The organism is Streptomyces sp. NPDC047525, assembly GCF_040643025.1.
Lineage (GTDB): Bacteria > Actinomycetota > Actinomycetes > Streptomycetales > Streptomycetaceae > Streptomyces > Streptomyces durmitorensis.
The window spans coordinates 510,713-526,542 of sequence record NZ_JBEYTL010000008.1 but is presented as its reverse complement, the minus strand read 5'-3'; the positions used below and the strand labels follow the sequence as shown (position 1 = coordinate 526,542).

Below are 15,830 nucleotides of genomic sequence, written 5' to 3'. Positions count from 1 at the left end.
GAATTCCGTAACGCCGAGGCAATCGCGCCTTGCAGCAACTTGTCATGCACGGCTCCTAATTTCATCGCCCGTACCCGCAATCCGGTCGGACGACAGGAACCCACATGACGGATACGGCCACCCGCGACACCAGCGCCGCCGCAGGCCCGCCGCCCCAGCGCAGCTACGCGAAGATGGCGGCCGACGAGAGCCGCGAGGACTACTCCCTGCGGTACGCGCCGCATTCGTTCCGGCGCTGGTCGCCGACGATGGTGGCCTCGACCGCGCTCGGCGGCATCGCCTACCTCGCGGACTTCGCGATCGGCGCGTCCATCGTCTTCACCTACGGCTTCACCAGCGGACTCGCCTCGATCCTGTGCGCCGCGACGATCATCTTCGTCACCGGCATCCCGATCGCGCGGGCCTGCGCCAAGTACGGCCTGGACATGGACCTGGTGACCCGGGGAGCGGGCTTCGGCTACTTCGGCTCGACGCTGACGTCGCTGATCTACGCCTCGTTCACGTTCATCTTCTTCGCGCTCGAAGGCTCGATCATGGCCCAGGCCATACACCAGGCCGTCGGACTCCCGGTGGAGATCGGCTACTTGATCACGACGCTCATCGTGATCCCGATCGTCTTCCGGGGCATGGGCGCCCTGGCCAAGGTGCAGGCCTGGACGCAGCCGATCTGGCTCATCGGCATGGTGCTGCCCTTCGTGGTGCTCGCCTTCGAGGCACCGGACGCCTTCGGCGCCTTCGGTTCCTTCGGGGGCACCGAGGGCGCCGGCAGCGGGTTCTCCTGGGTCGCCTTCGGGCTCGGCACGGGCGTCGCGCTCTCGCTCATCGCCCAGATCGGCGAGCAGGCGGACTATCTGCGTTTCATGCCCGCCAAGACGGAGCAGAACAAACGGCGTTGGAATCTGGCCGTTCTCGCGGCAGGACCCGGCTGGGTCATCATCGGCGCCGCCAAGCAGCTGGGCGGCGCGCTCCTGGCGTTCGCGGCCCTGGAAGCCGTCGGTAAGACGCACGCCCTGGAGCCGATCGCCCCGCAGATCGAGGCCCTGAAGCCCTGGCTCGGCTCCTTCGCGCTGCCCGCGGCGGCCCTCTTCGTGATCGTCTCGCAGATCAAGATCAACGTGACCAACGCCTACAGCGGCTCGCTGTCCTGGTCGAACTTCTTCTCCCGCATCACGCACAAGCACCCGGGCCGTGTCTGGTACATCTTCCTCAACCTCGCCATCGCGCTGACGCTGATGGAGATGAACATGTTCGCGGCCCTCAACAAGCTGCTCGGCTTCTACTCGAACGTGGGCATCGCGTGGATCGTGGCGGTCGCCGCCGACCTCGTCATCAACAAGAGGATGGGCTGGAGCCCTCCGTACATCGAGTTCAAGAGGGCCTACCTGTACGCGGTGAACCCGGCGGGCTTCGGCTCGATGGTGATCGCGTCGGTGGTGTCGATCCTGGCCTTCTTCGGCCTCTTCGGGCAGTACGCGGAAGCCTTCTCCACGTTCATCGCGGCCGGACTCGCCGTCGTCCTGTGCCCGTTGATCGCCTGGGCGACGAAGGGCAAGTACTACCTGGCGCGCCCCAACCCGGTGAACGGCCCGCACGTCGACGTCCCCGACGTGACGGCCACGCACGCGTGCAGCGTCTGCGAGACGGCGTACGAGCTCCCGGACATCGCGGACTGCCCGGTCCAGTCGGGCCCGATCTGCTCCCTGTGCTGCTCGTTGGACGCGGAGTGCGGCGACGTCTGCCGTACGTCGCCTTCGGGTGTGCCGGTGCTCATGCCGATGCCGACGGTGCGCGCCGACTGACACCGGCTCGCACCGGCTGAACCTGTTTCATCAGGGGGCGCACCCGCCAAGGTGCGCCCCCTCGACGTTGGCCAATTGCGTACCTCTTTGTGCAAAGTCGTATCCGCTGAGTAAAGGTCGGGCGTAGGCTCGGGCATATGCGGATTGCGGTTTCCTTACTGATCGAGGCGTTACGCGCGCCGGGGGCGGCGAGCGGAGGGGCGCGATGAATGACGGAACGGTCGTACTTCCCTGGCTCGTGATACGCCAGGACGACAACGGCAACCGCTACAGGGTGGGCAGGTACGCGACGAAGGCCGAGGCCGAGAAGATGGCCGACAGCCTCGACGAGCACGGCAACCAGAAGCTGTACTGGGTGGAGAGGCTGATCCAGAACGGCAGTGCGCACTGACCGCATAGGCTCCGGCGCATGACGGAACGGATCGTGGTGGGCGCCGCCCTGTACGACGACGGGCGCCTGCTGGCCGCGCGGCGCAGCGCACCCCCTGAGCTCGCGGGCCGCTGGGAGCTGCCCGGCGGGAAGGTCGAGCCCGGCGAGCAGCCCGAGGAAGCCCTGGTGCGGGAGTTGCGCGAGGAACTGGGCGTGGACGCCGAGCCGGTCGCGAGGGTGCCGGGGGAGTGGCCGCTCAAGCCTGGATACGTCCTGTGGGTGTGGACGGCGAAGCTCCTCTCGGGAGCCCCCGAGCCCCTGGAGGACCACGACGAACTGCGGTGGCTCTCGCCGGACGAGATCTGGTCGGTGGAGTGGCTGGACGCGGACGTCCCCGCGGTGGCGGCCGCCCTTGAGTGCCGCTAGCCATCGAGCGCCGCCGGCCATCGAGTACCGCCGGCCATCGTGTGCCGCCAGGTGGGGGAGCGTGCGAGGCCGTGTATCCCCGCACTTGAGCCCCACCTACGCCGTTCGTGCCACAGTGCGCCCAGGTAAGCGGTACTTCCGCCGGGATATCGGGTATGTGCCCATTAACCCCATGAAACCGGACAAGGGTCCGCTGTTGCTGGTCTGGAAGTGATCGGCGTGATCGACACCGAAGGCGACTGCGCCGAGTGGGATTTTCCCGCGGACCCGGGCGCCGTGCGCACAGCCCGTGCCGTCGTCCGCAAGCAGCTCGCCGCCTGGGGCCTCGCCTCTCTCGGTGATGTCACCGTCCTCCTCGTGAGCGAGTTGGTGACCAATTCCCTGCGGCACGCGTCGGGCCCCATCGGCGTACGTCTCGTACGCCCTGCCGGATCCTTGGGCACCCTCCTCGTGGAGGTCTCCGATCCGCTTCCCGACCCGCCCCAGGAGCGCGACGCGGCCCCTGATGACGAGGGGGGCAGGGGTATCCAGTTGGTGGCCCGCGCGTCGCGGCGCTGGGGGACACGACAGGGCAGCACGGGGAAGACGGGGAAGACGGTGTGGTTCGAGCTGGTGCTGCCGGGTTAGAAGACTGGCAGCGTGGGACGGACACAAGACGGTCACGGGCCAAAAAGAGTTGAGTCCGTGCTGTGATCGTGAACGCCGTGTGGCGTGGCTCCGTAGTGCTGGATACTGCGGGCAGCTGCATCCGGTGACCGGTGCCGGACGTGGTGAGCTGGAGGGGACGGTTCGCGTGAGCGAGATACCAGCGAAGGCGACGGAGCAGGACGGGCCGTCGGGTGACGCTAGGGGCGAAGCTGCGGATGACGTGATGTGGCAGAGCAGTCCACCCGGTTCGATCTATGACTACATCAAGGTGGCGTCGTTCTCGATCGGCCCCGACGGTCTCATCGACCAGTGGAGTCGGCGGGCCGAGCGGCTGTTCGGTGTGTCTGCCGAGGATGCCGTGGGCAGGGACCCGATCGAGGCCTTCGTCCCGCCCGAGCTGCGCAGCAGCGGGCACCGCAAGATGGCGGAGATCCTGGACGGCAGGGAGTGGACCGGGTCCGTCCCTTTCCGGGCGCCCGGACAGCCGGACGGGTCTGAGGGGTCTGAGGGGCCTGAGCGGTCTGTGGGGCCCGACGGGTCCGGCGGGCCCGAAGCGGGGTCCTTCAAGGGCTCCGAAGGCATAGCCGAGGTCTACGTGATGCCGACCGAGACGGAGGACGGTGAGCGGGCCGCCGTCTGCATCGTCGTCGACGTACGGGCGCTCCGGCAGATCGAGACCGACCTCGCCGCTTCGCAGGCCATTTTCGGCCAATCTCCCTTCGGCTTCCTGCTGTTCGGCACGGACCTGAAGGTGCAGCGGGCCAACCGCCGCTTCGCCTCCGTCTTCGGGGGCGGCGTCGACGAGCAGCGCGGACGCACCGTCCACGACTATCTGCCCCGGCACGAGGCCGACCGCATGGCCGCCGCGCTCAAGCGCGTCCTGGAGACGGGCGACTCCGTCACGGACATGCAGATAGTGGGCCCCGCCCCCGGCAGCAGCGACCGCCGCCACTGGTCGATCAACCTCTACCGCGTGCACAGCGGTTCCGGCCGCCCCATAGGCGTCGCGGGCCTCGGCACCGACGTCACCCGGCGGCACGCCGCCGCCCGTGAGGCCGCCCACGCCCGCCGCAACCTCGCCCTGCTCAATGAGGCGGGCGCCCGCATCGGCAACTCCCTGGACCTGGAGACGACCGCACGCGAGCTCCTGGACGTCACCGTCCCGGGCTTCTGCGACCTGGCCTCGGTGGACCTCTATCAGGGGCTCCTCGACGGCGACGAGACGCCTCCGGGCCTCGCCGACGGAAGCGCCGAACTGCGCCGCGTCGCCTTCGCGAGCGCCGTCTCCGACGCGCCCTTCCCGGACGGCGGCCACCCCGTGGACGTGGGCGCCGTGCACCGGTTCGCCTTCACCTCGCCCTGCGCCGACGCCCTGCGCACCGCGCGGCCGCGGCTCGTCTCCGGGGCCGACGAGGGCTCCGCGAGCAGGCTCACCGGCGGCCTCATCCAGTCGACGCTCGTTGTGCCGATGGTCGCCCACGACACGGTCGTCGGCCTCGCCCAGTTCTCCCGCACGAAGGGAAGCGAGCCCTTCGGGGAGCGCGATCGCGCCCTCGCCGTCGAGCTCGCCGCGCGCGCCGCGGTCTGTATCGACAACGCACGCCTCTACCGCCGCGAACACGAACGCGCGCTCATACTGCAGCGCTCCTTGCTGCCGCCGGGCGACCCCGAGGCGTCCGGCCTCGACATCGCCTGCCGCTATCTCCCGGGCAACGCGGCCACCGAGGTGGGCGGCGACTGGTTCGACGTCATCGAACTGCCGGGCCATCGCACCGCCCTGGTCGTCGGCGACGTCATGGGCCGCGGCCTGCGCGCCGCCGTCGCCATGGGAGAACTGCGCACCGCCGTACGCACCTTGGCGCTCCTGGACCTGGAGCCCGCCGAGGTGCTCTCCGCGCTCGACGAGATCGCCCGCGGCCTCGGCGACCCCTCAGGCACCCAGCAGGCCACGAGAGCGGCCCGTCAGACGCGTTCCGCGAACGGGACGGACCTCTCGGAGGTCTACCTCGCCACGTGCGTCTACGCGGTCTACGACGCCGTCACGCGCCGCTGCACGTTCGCCAACGCCGGCCATCTGCCGCCCGTGCTCGTCGAGCCCGACGAATCGCCGCTCATGCTCGACGTGCCGCCCGGCATGCCGCTGGGCGTCGGCGGCGAACCCTTCGAGGAGGTCGAGGTCGAGCTGCCCGAGGGCGCCCTCCTCGCGCTCTACACCGACGGGCTCGTCGAATCCCGCGACCATCCGCTCGACGAGGGCCTGAACGCCTTCGTACGCGCACTCGACGACCCCGCACCCGCCCTGGAGGACGTCTGCGACCACGTCCTGAACACCCTCGACACGCACCACGGAGAGGACGACATCGCGCTGCTCATGGCGCGCATCCAGGGGCTGCCCGCCGACGCCGTCGGCGACTGGACGCTGCCGCGCGACCCGAAGTCGGTGGGCCGGGCGCGCGAACTGGCCTGCGAGCAGCTGCGCACCTGGGACCTGGAACCGCTCTGCGACACGACCGAGCTGCTGGTCAGCGAGCTGGTCACGAACGCGCTGCGGTACGGAGAGGGCGACATCCGGCTGCGGCTGCTGCTCGACCGCTCCCTGGTGTGCGAGGTGTGGGACGCGGGCCTCGTCCAGCCGCGCCGCCGCCGGGCGCGTGACACGGACGAGGGTGGCCGCGGGCTGCAGCTGGTGGGTCTGCTGAGCGCCGCGTGGGGCTCGCGCAGGACGCCGCGCGGCAAGACGGTGTGGTTCGAGATGCCGCTGCCGGACAGCGGGGTGCAGCCGATGGACGCGGCGGAGGCGCTGCTCAGCCTGTTCTGATCGGCTTCTTCTTCTGCTCAGCCTCTTCTGACGGCCCGGCTGCCGCGGGCCGTTAGGTGGTGGCCTTCAGGGTGGTGAGGCGGGCCGTCAGGTGGTGGCCTTCAGGGCGGCGAGGCGGGCCGTTAGGTGGTGGCCTTCAGGGCGGCGAGGCGGGCCGCGACCTCCGCCTCGTCGCCCAGGCTGTCCAGCTGCTCGAACTGCGCGTCGAGGGAGGACGCGGCCAGCTCCTGCTTGCCCAGCGCCCTGGCTTCCTCGCGGCGCACCTTGTCCTCGAAGCGGCTCAATTCGCTGGCCGGGTCGAGCACGTCGATGCTCTGGGCGGCGTCCATCATCTGGTTCTGCGCCTGCGCGGTCTTGGCGCGGGCCACCAGCTGATCGCGCTTCGACTGGAGCTGCGTCAGCTTGATCTTCATCTGGTCGAGGCCGGACTTCAGCTTGTCGACGACCTCGGTCTGCGAGGCGATCGTCGGCTCGGCGTCCTTGGCCTCACGCTCGGACTGGAGCTGCCGCTGCAGCGCGACCTTGGCCAGGCCGTCGAACTTGTCGGCGTCCACGGCGCTCCCGCCGGAGCGCAACTCGTCCGCCTTCTTGCTGGCGGCCACCGCCTTGGTGCCCCACTCGTCGGCCGCGTCCCGGTCCTCCTTGTGGTCCAGTTCCAGCATCCGCAGATTGCCGATGGTGGTCGCGACCGCCTCCTCGGCCTCCCTGATGTTGTTCGTGTAGTCGCGGATCAGCTGGTCGAGCATCTTCTGCGGGTCCTCGGCCTGGTCGAGGAGGGAGTTGATGTTGGCCTTGGCGAGCTGGGCCACGCGTCCGAGAATCGTCTGCTTCGTCATGTCGGGCTCCTTCTATGTGGGGTGGTAGGAGTCGCGGGGGAAGCGGTGCGGGCAGTGCGGTGCTGTTCAGCGCGGTGCGGTGGGGCGGCTCTCAGAACCTTCCGCCCCCGCCCATCCGCCCCCGCGTTCTCCCGCCGCCGAAGCTCCCGGGGCTGCCTCCGCCGAAACCGCCGCCTCCGAAACCGCCGCCTCCGAAGCCGCCTCCTCCGAAGCCCCCTCCGCCCGTCCCGCGGCCCCTGCCTCCGAGCAGCTCGCCGAGGATGATGCCGCCGAGGACCGCGCCGCCCATGCCGCCGCCGCGCCCGCCGCCGCCTCCGTAGGGGTTGCCGAAGCCGCGTACGTCGCCTTCGGCGAGCTGCTGCGCCTGCCGGGCCTGGGCGTCGGCCTGCTGGGCCTCGGCGAGCGCCGCGGCGGCGTCGGTGTCCTGGGCGGCCTCCGCGCCCGAGAGGTGCCGTTGTGCCTCTGCGAGGCGGGTCCTCGCCTCGCTGCCGACCGCGCCACGGTGGGTGTCGATGAAGTCCGCCGCCGTTCCCACGGCGCTGCGCGCAGTGAGCAGGGCCTGGCCGAGGAGGGTGGCGGCGCGCTGACGGGTGACCTCGCGTTCGCGGGCGCCCGCCAGGGACTCGTCGAGGACCGTGTCGGCCTCCTCGACCCTGCGCAGTGCGTCGATCGGGTCGTGCGGGCCCGCCGCCATCTTCTTGCGGACCTCGGCGACCACTGTCTGCGCGCGGGCGATACGGCCGTGCAGATCGGCCGTGGAGGCTCCCGCCGTGGTGCCTTCGAGGAGGCCGCGCGCCTCGGCGAGGTCGGTCTCCGTCTCGGTGAGCGCGTCGGGCAGCTTCTCCGCGGCCAGCGCGAGCTCGGCGCCGAGGCGGTCGACGGCGTCCACGAAGGTGCCCGCCTGGTCCACCGCCCCCTCGGCGGCGCGCAGATGGACGGCCGCCTTGCCGTTGTCGCCCGCGTCGATGGACTGCCGGGCCTCGTTGAGGTGCGTCGTGGCGAAGACGAGGCGGTCCTTGGCCTGCTCCACATGGCCCACCACGGGCGCTGACGCGGACGGCGCGTACCGCTCCCGCATCCCGGCGAGGGTGCTCTCGGCGGCGGTAGTGCGCACGTTGACCTGCCGGAACACCGTTTCGGCGTGCTCCAGGGCACCGGCCGCGTCGCGTTCGAGTGCCCGCAGCTGGTCGAAGCCCGCGGCTTCCGCGTCCAGGCGCCGGCCCGCCTCGGTGCAGCGAGAGACGATCTCGTCCAGCATGGTGCGCCTGGTCGCGTCGTCCTCCGGGTAGGCGTCGTCCAGCTGCTGGCGCACCTTGAACGCCGCCGTCAGCTCGGAGCGTGCGTACGTGAGCGCGTCCGTGAACGGCCGCACCGCCTCGTCGCCGAACTGGGCGGTGGCGAAACCGAGTTCCTCGGAGCTGGTGCGGATCGCGTCGTCGGTCTCCACCAGGAGCTGCTTGCTCTGTTTGTCGAGCTCCGGGAGCGGCGTCGGCTGCTCGGCCCCCGCGCCCTTGCCCCAGCCGCCTCCGGGCGTCGTACGCGTGTGGGTGCGCCGTTTGCGGCGGCTGTACGCGACCGCGGCGAGGGCGCCCGCGCCGCCGACCGCCACGATGGGCAGGACCAGGTCGCCGGTGGCCACGTCGTCGCCGCTGTCGCCGCCGCCCGGATCGGCGTCCCCCGGGGTGATCGCCGGGGTGGGGACGGGCCGGCCGGAGAGGACCGCGCTGTAGCCGTTCGCGGCGCCGATGGCCGCGCCGGCCCAGTCGTTCTGCCGCAGCGCGGGCTTGATCGCGGTGGTCGCCACGTCCTGGAGCTGGGCCTCGGTGAGCCGGGAATCGACGTCTACGGAGTAGGCGTACTGCCGGTCGTGTGTCGCGACGGCCAGCAGCACGTCGTCCAGGCCGAGACCATTGCGCTCGGCGGTGGCGTCCGCCCAGTCCTGCGAGCCGCGTCCGGAGAAGTCACGTACGTAGACGACGAAGAGCTGCAGGCCGCGGTCGTCGTAGAGCTGGTCGAGCGCCCGCGCGGTGGCGTCCTTGCGGTCGCCGAGCGCGCCCACCTTGTCGGTGATCTGGCCGTCGCGGGAGAGCGTGACCGGGTCGTCGGCCGGGGCGGCGAATGCCGCGGGGGCGGCCAGGAGCAGCAGGCACCACGTGAGCAGTGCGGCGGCTGCCGCTGTCGCCCGCACGGCCAGGTGCGGGGGCGGCGTCACATTTGGGAGCGTATGGCCGTCTTTGAGGGTGCGCGACCGGGGGACACCGGCTGCTGTCTCCGGAGCCCCCCCGGTCGCCGTGCTCAGATGCTGAACCGCTCCTTGGCGAGGAGTGGCCGCACGCGTGTGCGGAAGCCGCCCGACCGGAACGGCGCCTGCAGCAGTCCGGGCCTGAGCTCCTGCGCCAGCGCGGCCGCGATCATGCCCTGGTCGAGCGCGAGCACGAAGTCGCTGACCCGTCCGGTCCGCACGTTCACGGAATCCCGGAATCCGTACTCCTCGTCGTACGCCCCGAAGTCGCGGGCGAGCGCCTTCAGGTTGCCGATGGCCTCCCCGCGTGCGTGGGGGAGTGCGAGGAAGGAGGCGTGCGGGGTGACGACGCCGAGGGAGTTGTAGCCCTCGGTCTGCATGCCGATCGCGTCGACGCCGTACTCCCGGTACCCGCCCTCGGGGATGTTCGCCGGTGAGAACCCCCAGTAGCCGTACTTCTCCTCGTCGAGGCCGTGCTCGATCTGGCTGCGGACGTAGCGCGTGTGGGAGGTCCCCCAGGAGCGCGGCGACCACTCGCTCTCCGGCACGAAGAGCGGCACCATCAGCGCCTCGAACATCGAGCCGCCCCAGGTGGGGACCAGCTTGCGTCCGCGGTACGTGTAGTGACCCTGCCACACCCGGATGCCGTCCAGGGTGACGTACGAACCGCCGGGGGCCTGCTCCTGCTCCTGGCCGGGGAGCATGGTGCGCAGCAGGTGCCAGTAGTGGTCGCCCGGCAGCGAGCCGTCCGCGATGCCGAGGTAACTGGCCATGCGCGGTTCGGTGTTGAGGGCGCCGTAGTGGTGCGGGGTGGGCTCCCCCGTGTCGGTCCAGAAGCCGCCGCGCAGCTGGCCGGGGTGGCCGACGGGGTCCGCCGCGTCGTAGGGCGTGTAGAAGTACGACCAGTCGGCGGCGGCCAGGAGCTTCGCGATGCGGGGCCGCAGGGCGGGGTCCGCGTCGGCGGCGATACGAAGGCCGGTGACGAGCCAGGCGTTGTCGACGGACGACAGGAACGGGCGGACCGGGTCGCCGGTGCCCGGCCAGCTCGTCAGGACCGAACCGTCGTGCGCGTCGTACCAGTTGAGCCAGAAGCCGTGATGGCGCTCCAGCTTCTCGACGGCGGCGACGGTGCGGGAAAGACGGGTGTGCATGGCGCTGTCGCCGAGGAGGCCGAGGCCGCGCGCGGCGACCGTGGACCACAGGCCGCAGCCGATGTTGGTGGGCGAGGTCTGGCGCGAGGGGACGGGCGCGCCGGAGCCGCTGACGTCGATCTTGTCAGCGGTGAGGCCGATGCCGGTCGTCATCGCCTCGATCGAGTGATGCGTCGAGCGGAACCACTTCCGCAGCAGCGGTGTATCAGAAGTATGAGAACGCGATGCGGCGGATGCCGATGGGGAAGCGAAGGCCGGTGCGGATGCGGCGCCCAGCGACAGGGCGGCGGCTCCGGTTCCGGCGGCGCCGAGGAACGTACGACGGTCCATGAAGGTCCAACTCCCAGTGACAGGTGTGGAAGGGGAGATCCGTGGCGTGCAGGCCGTGCTGTCCACGCGTGCGTGCGGCACGCGGAGGTACGGGGGCCGGCCGCGGTCAGGTGCGGTCGGCCCCCGGATCTGATGGGGCGGGGTGAACTAGCCCTCGATGCGGGGCAGTTCACGCGTGCGCCCGAGCCCGCCCAGCCAGACGGCGGACGGCTTGGCGGTGCGGACGAAGGTCTCGCGGTCCCAGGCGATCAGGCCGAAGGTGGGCTTGTAGGAGCCCCACTCGTAGTTGTCCAGGGCGCTCCAGGCCAGGTAGCCCTCGATGTTGAGGCCGTCCTCGAGGCAGGCGGCGACCGCGTCCAGCGCACCCTTGTAGTAGTCGACGCGGCGCGCGTCGTCGGCGGTGGCTATGCCGTTCTCGGTGACGATCATCGGCACGTCCGCGTTGCCGAGCACCTCGGCGGTGTGGCGCAGGGCGTGGCCCACGGCGGCCGGGTAGTACTCCCACTGGGTGAGCGTGCGCTCGACGTCGTCGGGCCACGGGATGGGGCCATCGGAACCGATCTCCGTGCGGGTGTAGGACTGGACGCCGATCCAGTCGTCGTCGCGCGCGGCCTCGATGAAGATGTCCTCGCGGGGGTGGCGGTAGGCGACGGCGACGTCCTCGGCTCCGGGCAGGGCCTGGTAGACCTGGTTGGCGATGGTCCAGCCGGCCTGGATCTCCGGGTTGATCGCCTTGACCTCCTTGACGGCGGCCCGGTGCGCGGCGATCACCGCGTGAGTGGTCTCCTCGTCGGGCGTCGGCAGCCCGGCGGGCGGGAAGCCGATGTCGCCCGCCTTGGCCTGACCTGCCATCACGGCGATCATGTTGGGCTCGTTGATGGTGCACACATGGCGCACGTCCTCGCCGATGACGGGCGCGCAGGCGGCGACGTACCGCGCGAAGAGATCGACGGCACCCTCGGCGGTCCAGCCGCCCCGCGCCTCGAACCACTGCGGCACGGTGAAGTGGTGCAGCGTGACCATCGGGCGCAGCCCGCGCACGATCGCGCCTTCCACCATCCGCCGGTAGTGAGCGAGTTCGGCCCGCGAGAACTGGCCCTCGGCGGGCTCGATGCGCGCCCACTCGATGCTGAACCGGTAGTCGGTGAAGCCGAGTTCGGACAGGACGTCCATGTCGTCGCGCCAGCGGTGATAGCTGTCGCAGGCGTCCAGGCTCGGCTCCTGGATGTGCGTGCCGGTGCTGTGTTCCTTCACCCACCAGTCGCTGTTGGTGTTGTTGCCCTCGATCTGATGGGCGGCGGTGGAGGCCCCCCAGAGAAAGCCTTCGGGGAACGGGATCGGGGTGTGCGTCATCGTCAGATGTCTTTCTGGTGGAGAGAGGGCGCGGGCCGTCGTGGCGCGGGCGGGCTACTTCATGCCCGCGGTGGCGATGCCCTGGGTGAAATGCCGCTGCAGCACGGCGAAGACGATCAGGACCGGCAGCACGATCAGGAACGAACCGGCCATCAGCATGCCGTTGGAGCCACCCGACTTGTTGGGGTCGGTGGCGAACGTGGCCAGGGCCACGGGGAGGGTGTATTTGTCGGGGTCGTTGGTCGCGATCAGCGGCCAGACGAAGTTGTTCCAGGAACCGAGGAAGGTGAAGATCGACAGCGTCGCGAGAGCGGGCTTGACCAGCGGCATCACGATCCGCCAGAAGATGTACCACTCACCCGCGCCGTCCATCCGGGCCGCCTCGAGCAGCTCGTCCGGGATCGACTGCATGAACTGCCGCATCAGGAAGACCCCGAAGGCACCGGCAGCGAACGGCAGCACCAGAGCGGCGTACGAATCGATCAGCTGCAACTTGCTCATCAGCACGAAGAGCGGCAGCAGCATCAGATTGCCGGGCACCATCAGCGCACCGAGTACCAGGCCGAAGATCTTGTTCTTGCCCGCGAAGTTCAGCTTGGCCAGCGCATAGCCGAGCATCGAGCAGAAGACGAGATTGGAGACGGTGACGAGCACCGCCACGATCACCGAATTCATGAAGTAGAGCGGCAGATCGAGCTTGTCGAGCAGCGCGCTGAAGTTGTCCAGGGTCCACTCGGTGGGAATCCACACGGGCGGACTGGCCGTGAGCTCGCTCGACGTCTTGAAGGCCGAGAGCGCCATCCACAGGAAGGGCGCGGACATCACGAGCAGCCCGACGGCGAGCAGCACATACACGAGCCGCTTCTTCACCCCGGCCGACTGCCCGGCCTTCGGCTCCGGCTTCATCTGCTTCTTCTGCGGCGTCTTCTCCGCCAGACCCGAGGCGCTCATTTCGTGTTGTCCTTCAGCAGTCGGAGCTGGAGCACGGTAATGCCCATGATCACTACGAAGAGGACATACGCCATGGCGCTCGCATAGCCCATGTGGAAGAAGTTGAAGCCCTCGCGGTACATGTCGAGGGAGACGGTGAGAGTGGAGTCCGAGGGCCCGCCCTGGGTCATCACGAACGGCTCCTCGAAGACGTTGAGATAGCCGATCGTGGTGATCACCGTGGCGTAGAGCAGCGTGGGCCGCAGCAGCGGAACGGTGATGGCGCGGAACTCCTGCCACATTCCCGCCCCGTCGAGCTTCGCCGCCTCCCGCACCTCGGTGGGGATGGCCTGAAGACCGGCGATGAAGAGCACCATGACGGTTCCGAGATTCCGCCACACGGCCATCGCGATCAGCGACGGCATGGCGAGCTTCTCGTCCCCCAGGAAGTCCGGGGCAGTGAGCCCCACTTCGGAGAACAGACCGGCGATCAGGCCGTCACTCGGATCGAGCACGAAGCGCCAGACGACGGCGACCGCGACGATGGAGGTGACCACGGGAGCGTAGAAACCGACCCGGAAGAAGGTCCGCGCCCGGTCGATGCCGTTGTTCAGCAGAACGGCGACGACAAGACCCAGAAGGATGGTGAGAGGAACACCGACCACCACGAAGTAGGCAGTGTTGAACAGTGCCTTGAGGAACTTCTCGTCGCTGAACAGCTTGGTGTAGTTCTCGAACCCGATGAAGTTCGCTTCCAGCGGGTGCGTGACATTGCGCAGCCCGAAGTCGGTGAAGCTCATCAGGAGCGTGGCGACGATCGGGAACGCCATGAAGACGGTGAACAGAACGAGGAAGGGGGTCGAGAACAGCCAGCCGGCGAAGTTCTGCACGCCCATGGAGCCCCGTTTGGAGCCCTGTTTGCGCCCCCGGCCCGGACCCGCCGAACCGGTGGCGGCCCGCACCCCGGCCGCCCGTGCGACCTTCTCAGTCTTGGTGCTCGTGGTGCTCATGGCTCCTACTTCACAAGGCTCTCGATCTCGGACTTGGCCTTCTTGGCGGCGTCCTCGGGGGAGGCCTTGCCCTGGGTCACCGACTCGACGGCCGCGTCGACCTTGGAGGTCACTTCGGTCCAGTTGGCCAGCGTCGGCGAGGACTTGGCGGTCTCCATCTGCTTCTTGAACACCTGCAGGCTGGGGCTGTCGGCGAGCTCGCCGGTCTTCCAGGCCTCGGTGTTGGCGGGCAGATCACTGGTCCGCTCGAACCAGTCGGTCTGGCCCTTGGCGTCCGTCAGGTACTTGATGAACTCCTTGGCCGCGGCCTTGTGGGAGCTGTCCTTGGAGACCACCAGGCTGGAGCCGCCCGCCATGGAGGTGGAGGTCTTGTCCGCGGGGACGGGGGCGACGGCCCACTTGCCCTTGAGGTCCGGGTACTGGTCCTTGATCAGGGTGCTGATCCAGGGACCGGAGAAGAACATCGGCACGTCACCGGTGTTGAAGTCCTTCAGCGGGTCGTAGCCGGGCTGCGAGCTCTTCATGCTCAGGCCCTGCTTGACGTAGTCGCCGTACTCCTTGAAGGCCTTGACCGCGGCCGGGCTGTCGATGACGGGCGTGCCGTCCTTGTCGACGATCTCGCCGCCGGCGGAGTACAGGAAGGGGTAGAAGGACTGCACGGTGTCGAGGCCGCGGGGCTGCATGTAGATGCCCCACTTGCTGTCGGCCTTGTCCTGCAGGGCCGACGCCATGGCCCGCAGGCCCTTCCAGTCGGAGGGTGCCTTGGTGATGCCGGCCTTCTTGGCGAGGTCGGTGCGGTAGTAGAGGACGCGGGTGTCGACGTACCACGGAACGCCGTAGGCCTCGCCCTCGACTTCGCCCTGCTGCCAGCCCGCCGGGAAGAAGTCCTTCTCGTCGAAGGTCTTGGTGTCCACCGGTTCAAGGACGCCGAGCTCGGCGAACTCGCCCATGTAACTGCCGCCCATCTGCGCGACGTCGGGCATCTTTCCGGCGGCGGCAGCGGCGACCAGCTTCTGGTGGGCGACGTCCCAGCCGACCGGGGTGACCTTGACGGTGATGTTCGGGTTCGCCTTCTCGTACTCCTTGGCGACATCCACGAGCTTCTCGCCCTCGGCACCCATGGCCCAGACGGTGAGGGTCTGCTTCTTGTCGGCGGCGACTTCGCCTCCGGCGGAGCTTCCGCACGCGGTGACGGCGAAGGCCGTCGCCAGCGCTGTGGCTACCGATGCGGTTCTGGCGGCGCGGTGCATGGACGGCTCCTCCTTGAGCTTCCCTGGCAGTCCGGCATCCCTGGAAGGGGCAGATGCAGGATGTATGCGCTGTCTGTAAGCGCATACATCACTCTGTGGCAGCGTCCTGTGGTGCCGCAAGAGGGTCCTGGTCACACTCCCGTAACGGGTCCTTCATTCAGGGAGCTCACCTAAGTGGAGCGTACTGGTCCGTTTGCACTTGGCTTGGGCGGACGGTTGCCCGTGCCCGGCGGCTACACGTGCCCCTGGGCGGGGGCGGCTTCGGGTATTGGCGCCCGCCAGGCGTGGGCGCCGCGTGCCCCTGGGTGGGGTTGCCGTCTCGGGTACCGGTGCCCGGCGGCTACGGGCTGTGCCCACCCGTTCCGCCGTGCGGAACGCCTGCCCACAGGGGGAGCGGCTGCGGCCGCAGCTGGGGCGAGCGGCCGTTGGGTCGACGGGGAGAGGATCCCGGCGGTTTGGGGCGGGAGTGGAGTCGGCCCGCAGTCGCTGATCCGTCCTGAGGGGACGTGGGGGTATGTCTGCCCGGAGCACGGTAAGCGGCTCTCCGGGAGGGAGCTGGCTCAGGGGCCGGCGGCGGATGGCGAGGACGGACATACCCCCGCGGCCCCGCCCCCAAGACGAACGCCAGGCGCGACCGGTGGCGGCGCAGCTGCAGGCTCGCCCCGCC

At 69.6% G+C, this 15,830-nt stretch carries 12 protein-coding genes; 5 read left to right on the top strand and 7 right to left on the bottom strand.

Annotated elements, in window-relative coordinates:
• Positions 1-104 precede the first annotated feature (104 nt).
• The 5 genes from ABZ833_RS25900 (at position 105) to ABZ833_RS25880 (ending at position 6,061) form a co-directional block, all read left to right on the top strand.
• A complete protein-coding gene (locus ABZ833_RS25900) occupies positions 105-1,799 on the top strand; it encodes a hypothetical protein (protein ID WP_361050638.1) in 1,695 nt (564 codons plus the stop codon).
• A 205-nt stretch (positions 1,800-2,004) separates the two neighbouring features.
• On the top strand, positions 2,005-2,190 hold the full coding sequence (locus ABZ833_RS25895) for an SPOR domain-containing protein (protein WP_361050635.1): 186 nt from the start codon (positions 2,005-2,007) through the stop codon (positions 2,188-2,190).
• 18 nt (positions 2,191-2,208) lie between these two features.
• On the top strand, positions 2,209-2,595 hold the full coding sequence (locus ABZ833_RS25890) for a (deoxy)nucleoside triphosphate pyrophosphohydrolase (protein ID WP_361050632.1): 387 nt from the start codon (positions 2,209-2,211) through the stop codon (positions 2,593-2,595).
• A 210-nt stretch (positions 2,596-2,805) separates the two neighbouring features.
• The gene (locus ABZ833_RS25885; RefSeq protein ID WP_361050629.1) at positions 2,806-3,222 is read left to right on the top strand and encodes an ATP-binding protein; all 417 of its coding nucleotides are present in this window, start codon (positions 2,806-2,808) and stop codon (positions 3,220-3,222) included.
• 166 nt (positions 3,223-3,388) lie between these two features.
• Entirely contained in the window at positions 3,389-6,061 is a 2,673-nt protein-coding gene (locus tag ABZ833_RS25880; RefSeq protein ID WP_361050626.1) for a SpoIIE family protein phosphatase, read from the top strand.
• A gap of 122 nt (positions 6,062-6,183) precedes the next feature.
• On the opposite strand, the gene ABZ833_RS25875 is transcribed toward ABZ833_RS25880, so the two are convergent.
• From ABZ833_RS25875 to ABZ833_RS25845, 7 genes are all read right to left on the bottom strand, one after another.
• Positions 6,184-6,897, bottom strand: a complete 714-nt coding sequence (locus ABZ833_RS25875; protein WP_249587972.1) for a PspA/IM30 family protein — start codon at positions 6,895-6,897, stop codon at positions 6,184-6,186.
• Positions 6,898-6,988: 91 nt separating this feature from the next.
• Positions 6,989-9,091, bottom strand: a complete 2,103-nt coding sequence (locus ABZ833_RS25870) for a TPM domain-containing protein (protein ID WP_361050855.1) — start codon at positions 9,089-9,091, stop codon at positions 6,989-6,991.
• 101 nt (positions 9,092-9,192) lie between these two features.
• Entirely contained in the window at positions 9,193-10,620 is a 1,428-nt protein-coding gene (locus ABZ833_RS25865; protein ID WP_361050622.1) for a glucoamylase family protein, read from the bottom strand.
• A 147-nt stretch (positions 10,621-10,767) separates the two neighbouring features.
• Positions 10,768-11,973, bottom strand: a complete 1,206-nt coding sequence (locus tag ABZ833_RS25860) for a family 1 glycosylhydrolase (protein ID WP_361050619.1) — start codon at positions 11,971-11,973, stop codon at positions 10,768-10,770.
• 54 nt (positions 11,974-12,027) lie between these two features.
• Positions 12,028-12,879, bottom strand: a complete 852-nt coding sequence (locus tag ABZ833_RS25855; protein ID WP_361050852.1) for a carbohydrate ABC transporter permease — start codon at positions 12,877-12,879, stop codon at positions 12,028-12,030.
• Positions 12,880-12,920: 41 nt separating this feature from the next.
• Complete coding sequence (locus ABZ833_RS25850; RefSeq protein WP_361050616.1) at positions 12,921-13,913, bottom strand: sugar ABC transporter permease; 993 nt, start codon at positions 13,911-13,913, stop codon at positions 12,921-12,923.
• A gap of 5 nt (positions 13,914-13,918) precedes the next feature.
• Complete coding sequence (locus ABZ833_RS25845; RefSeq protein WP_361050613.1) at positions 13,919-15,163, bottom strand: sugar ABC transporter substrate-binding protein; 1,245 nt, start codon at positions 15,161-15,163, stop codon at positions 13,919-13,921.
• Positions 15,164-15,830 lie beyond the last annotated feature (667 nt).

What these genes read in the sequence shown, in the direction of transcription:
- ABZ833_RS25855 (WP_361050852.1), bottom strand. Translation starts at nt 12,879, where the DNA reads ATGAAGCCGGAGCCGAAGGCCGGGCAGTCGGCCGGGGTGAAGAAGCGG.
- ABZ833_RS25900 (WP_361050638.1), top strand. Translation starts at nt 105, where the DNA reads ATGACGGATACGGCCACCCGCGACACCAGCGCCGCCGCAGGCCCGCCG.
- ABZ833_RS25895 (WP_361050635.1), top strand. Translation starts at nt 2,005, where the DNA reads ATGAATGACGGAACGGTCGTACTTCCCTGGCTCGTGATACGCCAGGAC.
- ABZ833_RS25890 (WP_361050632.1), top strand. Translation starts at nt 2,209, where the DNA reads ATGACGGAACGGATCGTGGTGGGCGCCGCCCTGTACGACGACGGGCGC.
- ABZ833_RS25845 (WP_361050613.1), bottom strand. Translation starts at nt 15,163, where the DNA reads ATGCACCGCGCCGCCAGAACCGCATCGGTAGCCACAGCGCTGGCGACG.
- ABZ833_RS25860 (WP_361050619.1), bottom strand. Translation starts at nt 11,973, where the DNA reads ATGACGCACACCCCGATCCCGTTCCCCGAAGGCTTTCTCTGGGGGGCC.
- ABZ833_RS25850 (WP_361050616.1), bottom strand. Translation starts at nt 13,913, where the DNA reads ATGAGCACCACGAGCACCAAGACTGAGAAGGTCGCACGGGCGGCCGGG.
- ABZ833_RS25865 (WP_361050622.1), bottom strand. Translation starts at nt 10,620, where the DNA reads ATGGACCGTCGTACGTTCCTCGGCGCCGCCGGAACCGGAGCCGCCGCC.
- ABZ833_RS25875 (WP_249587972.1), bottom strand. Translation starts at nt 6,897, where the DNA reads ATGACGAAGCAGACGATTCTCGGACGCGTGGCCCAGCTCGCCAAGGCC.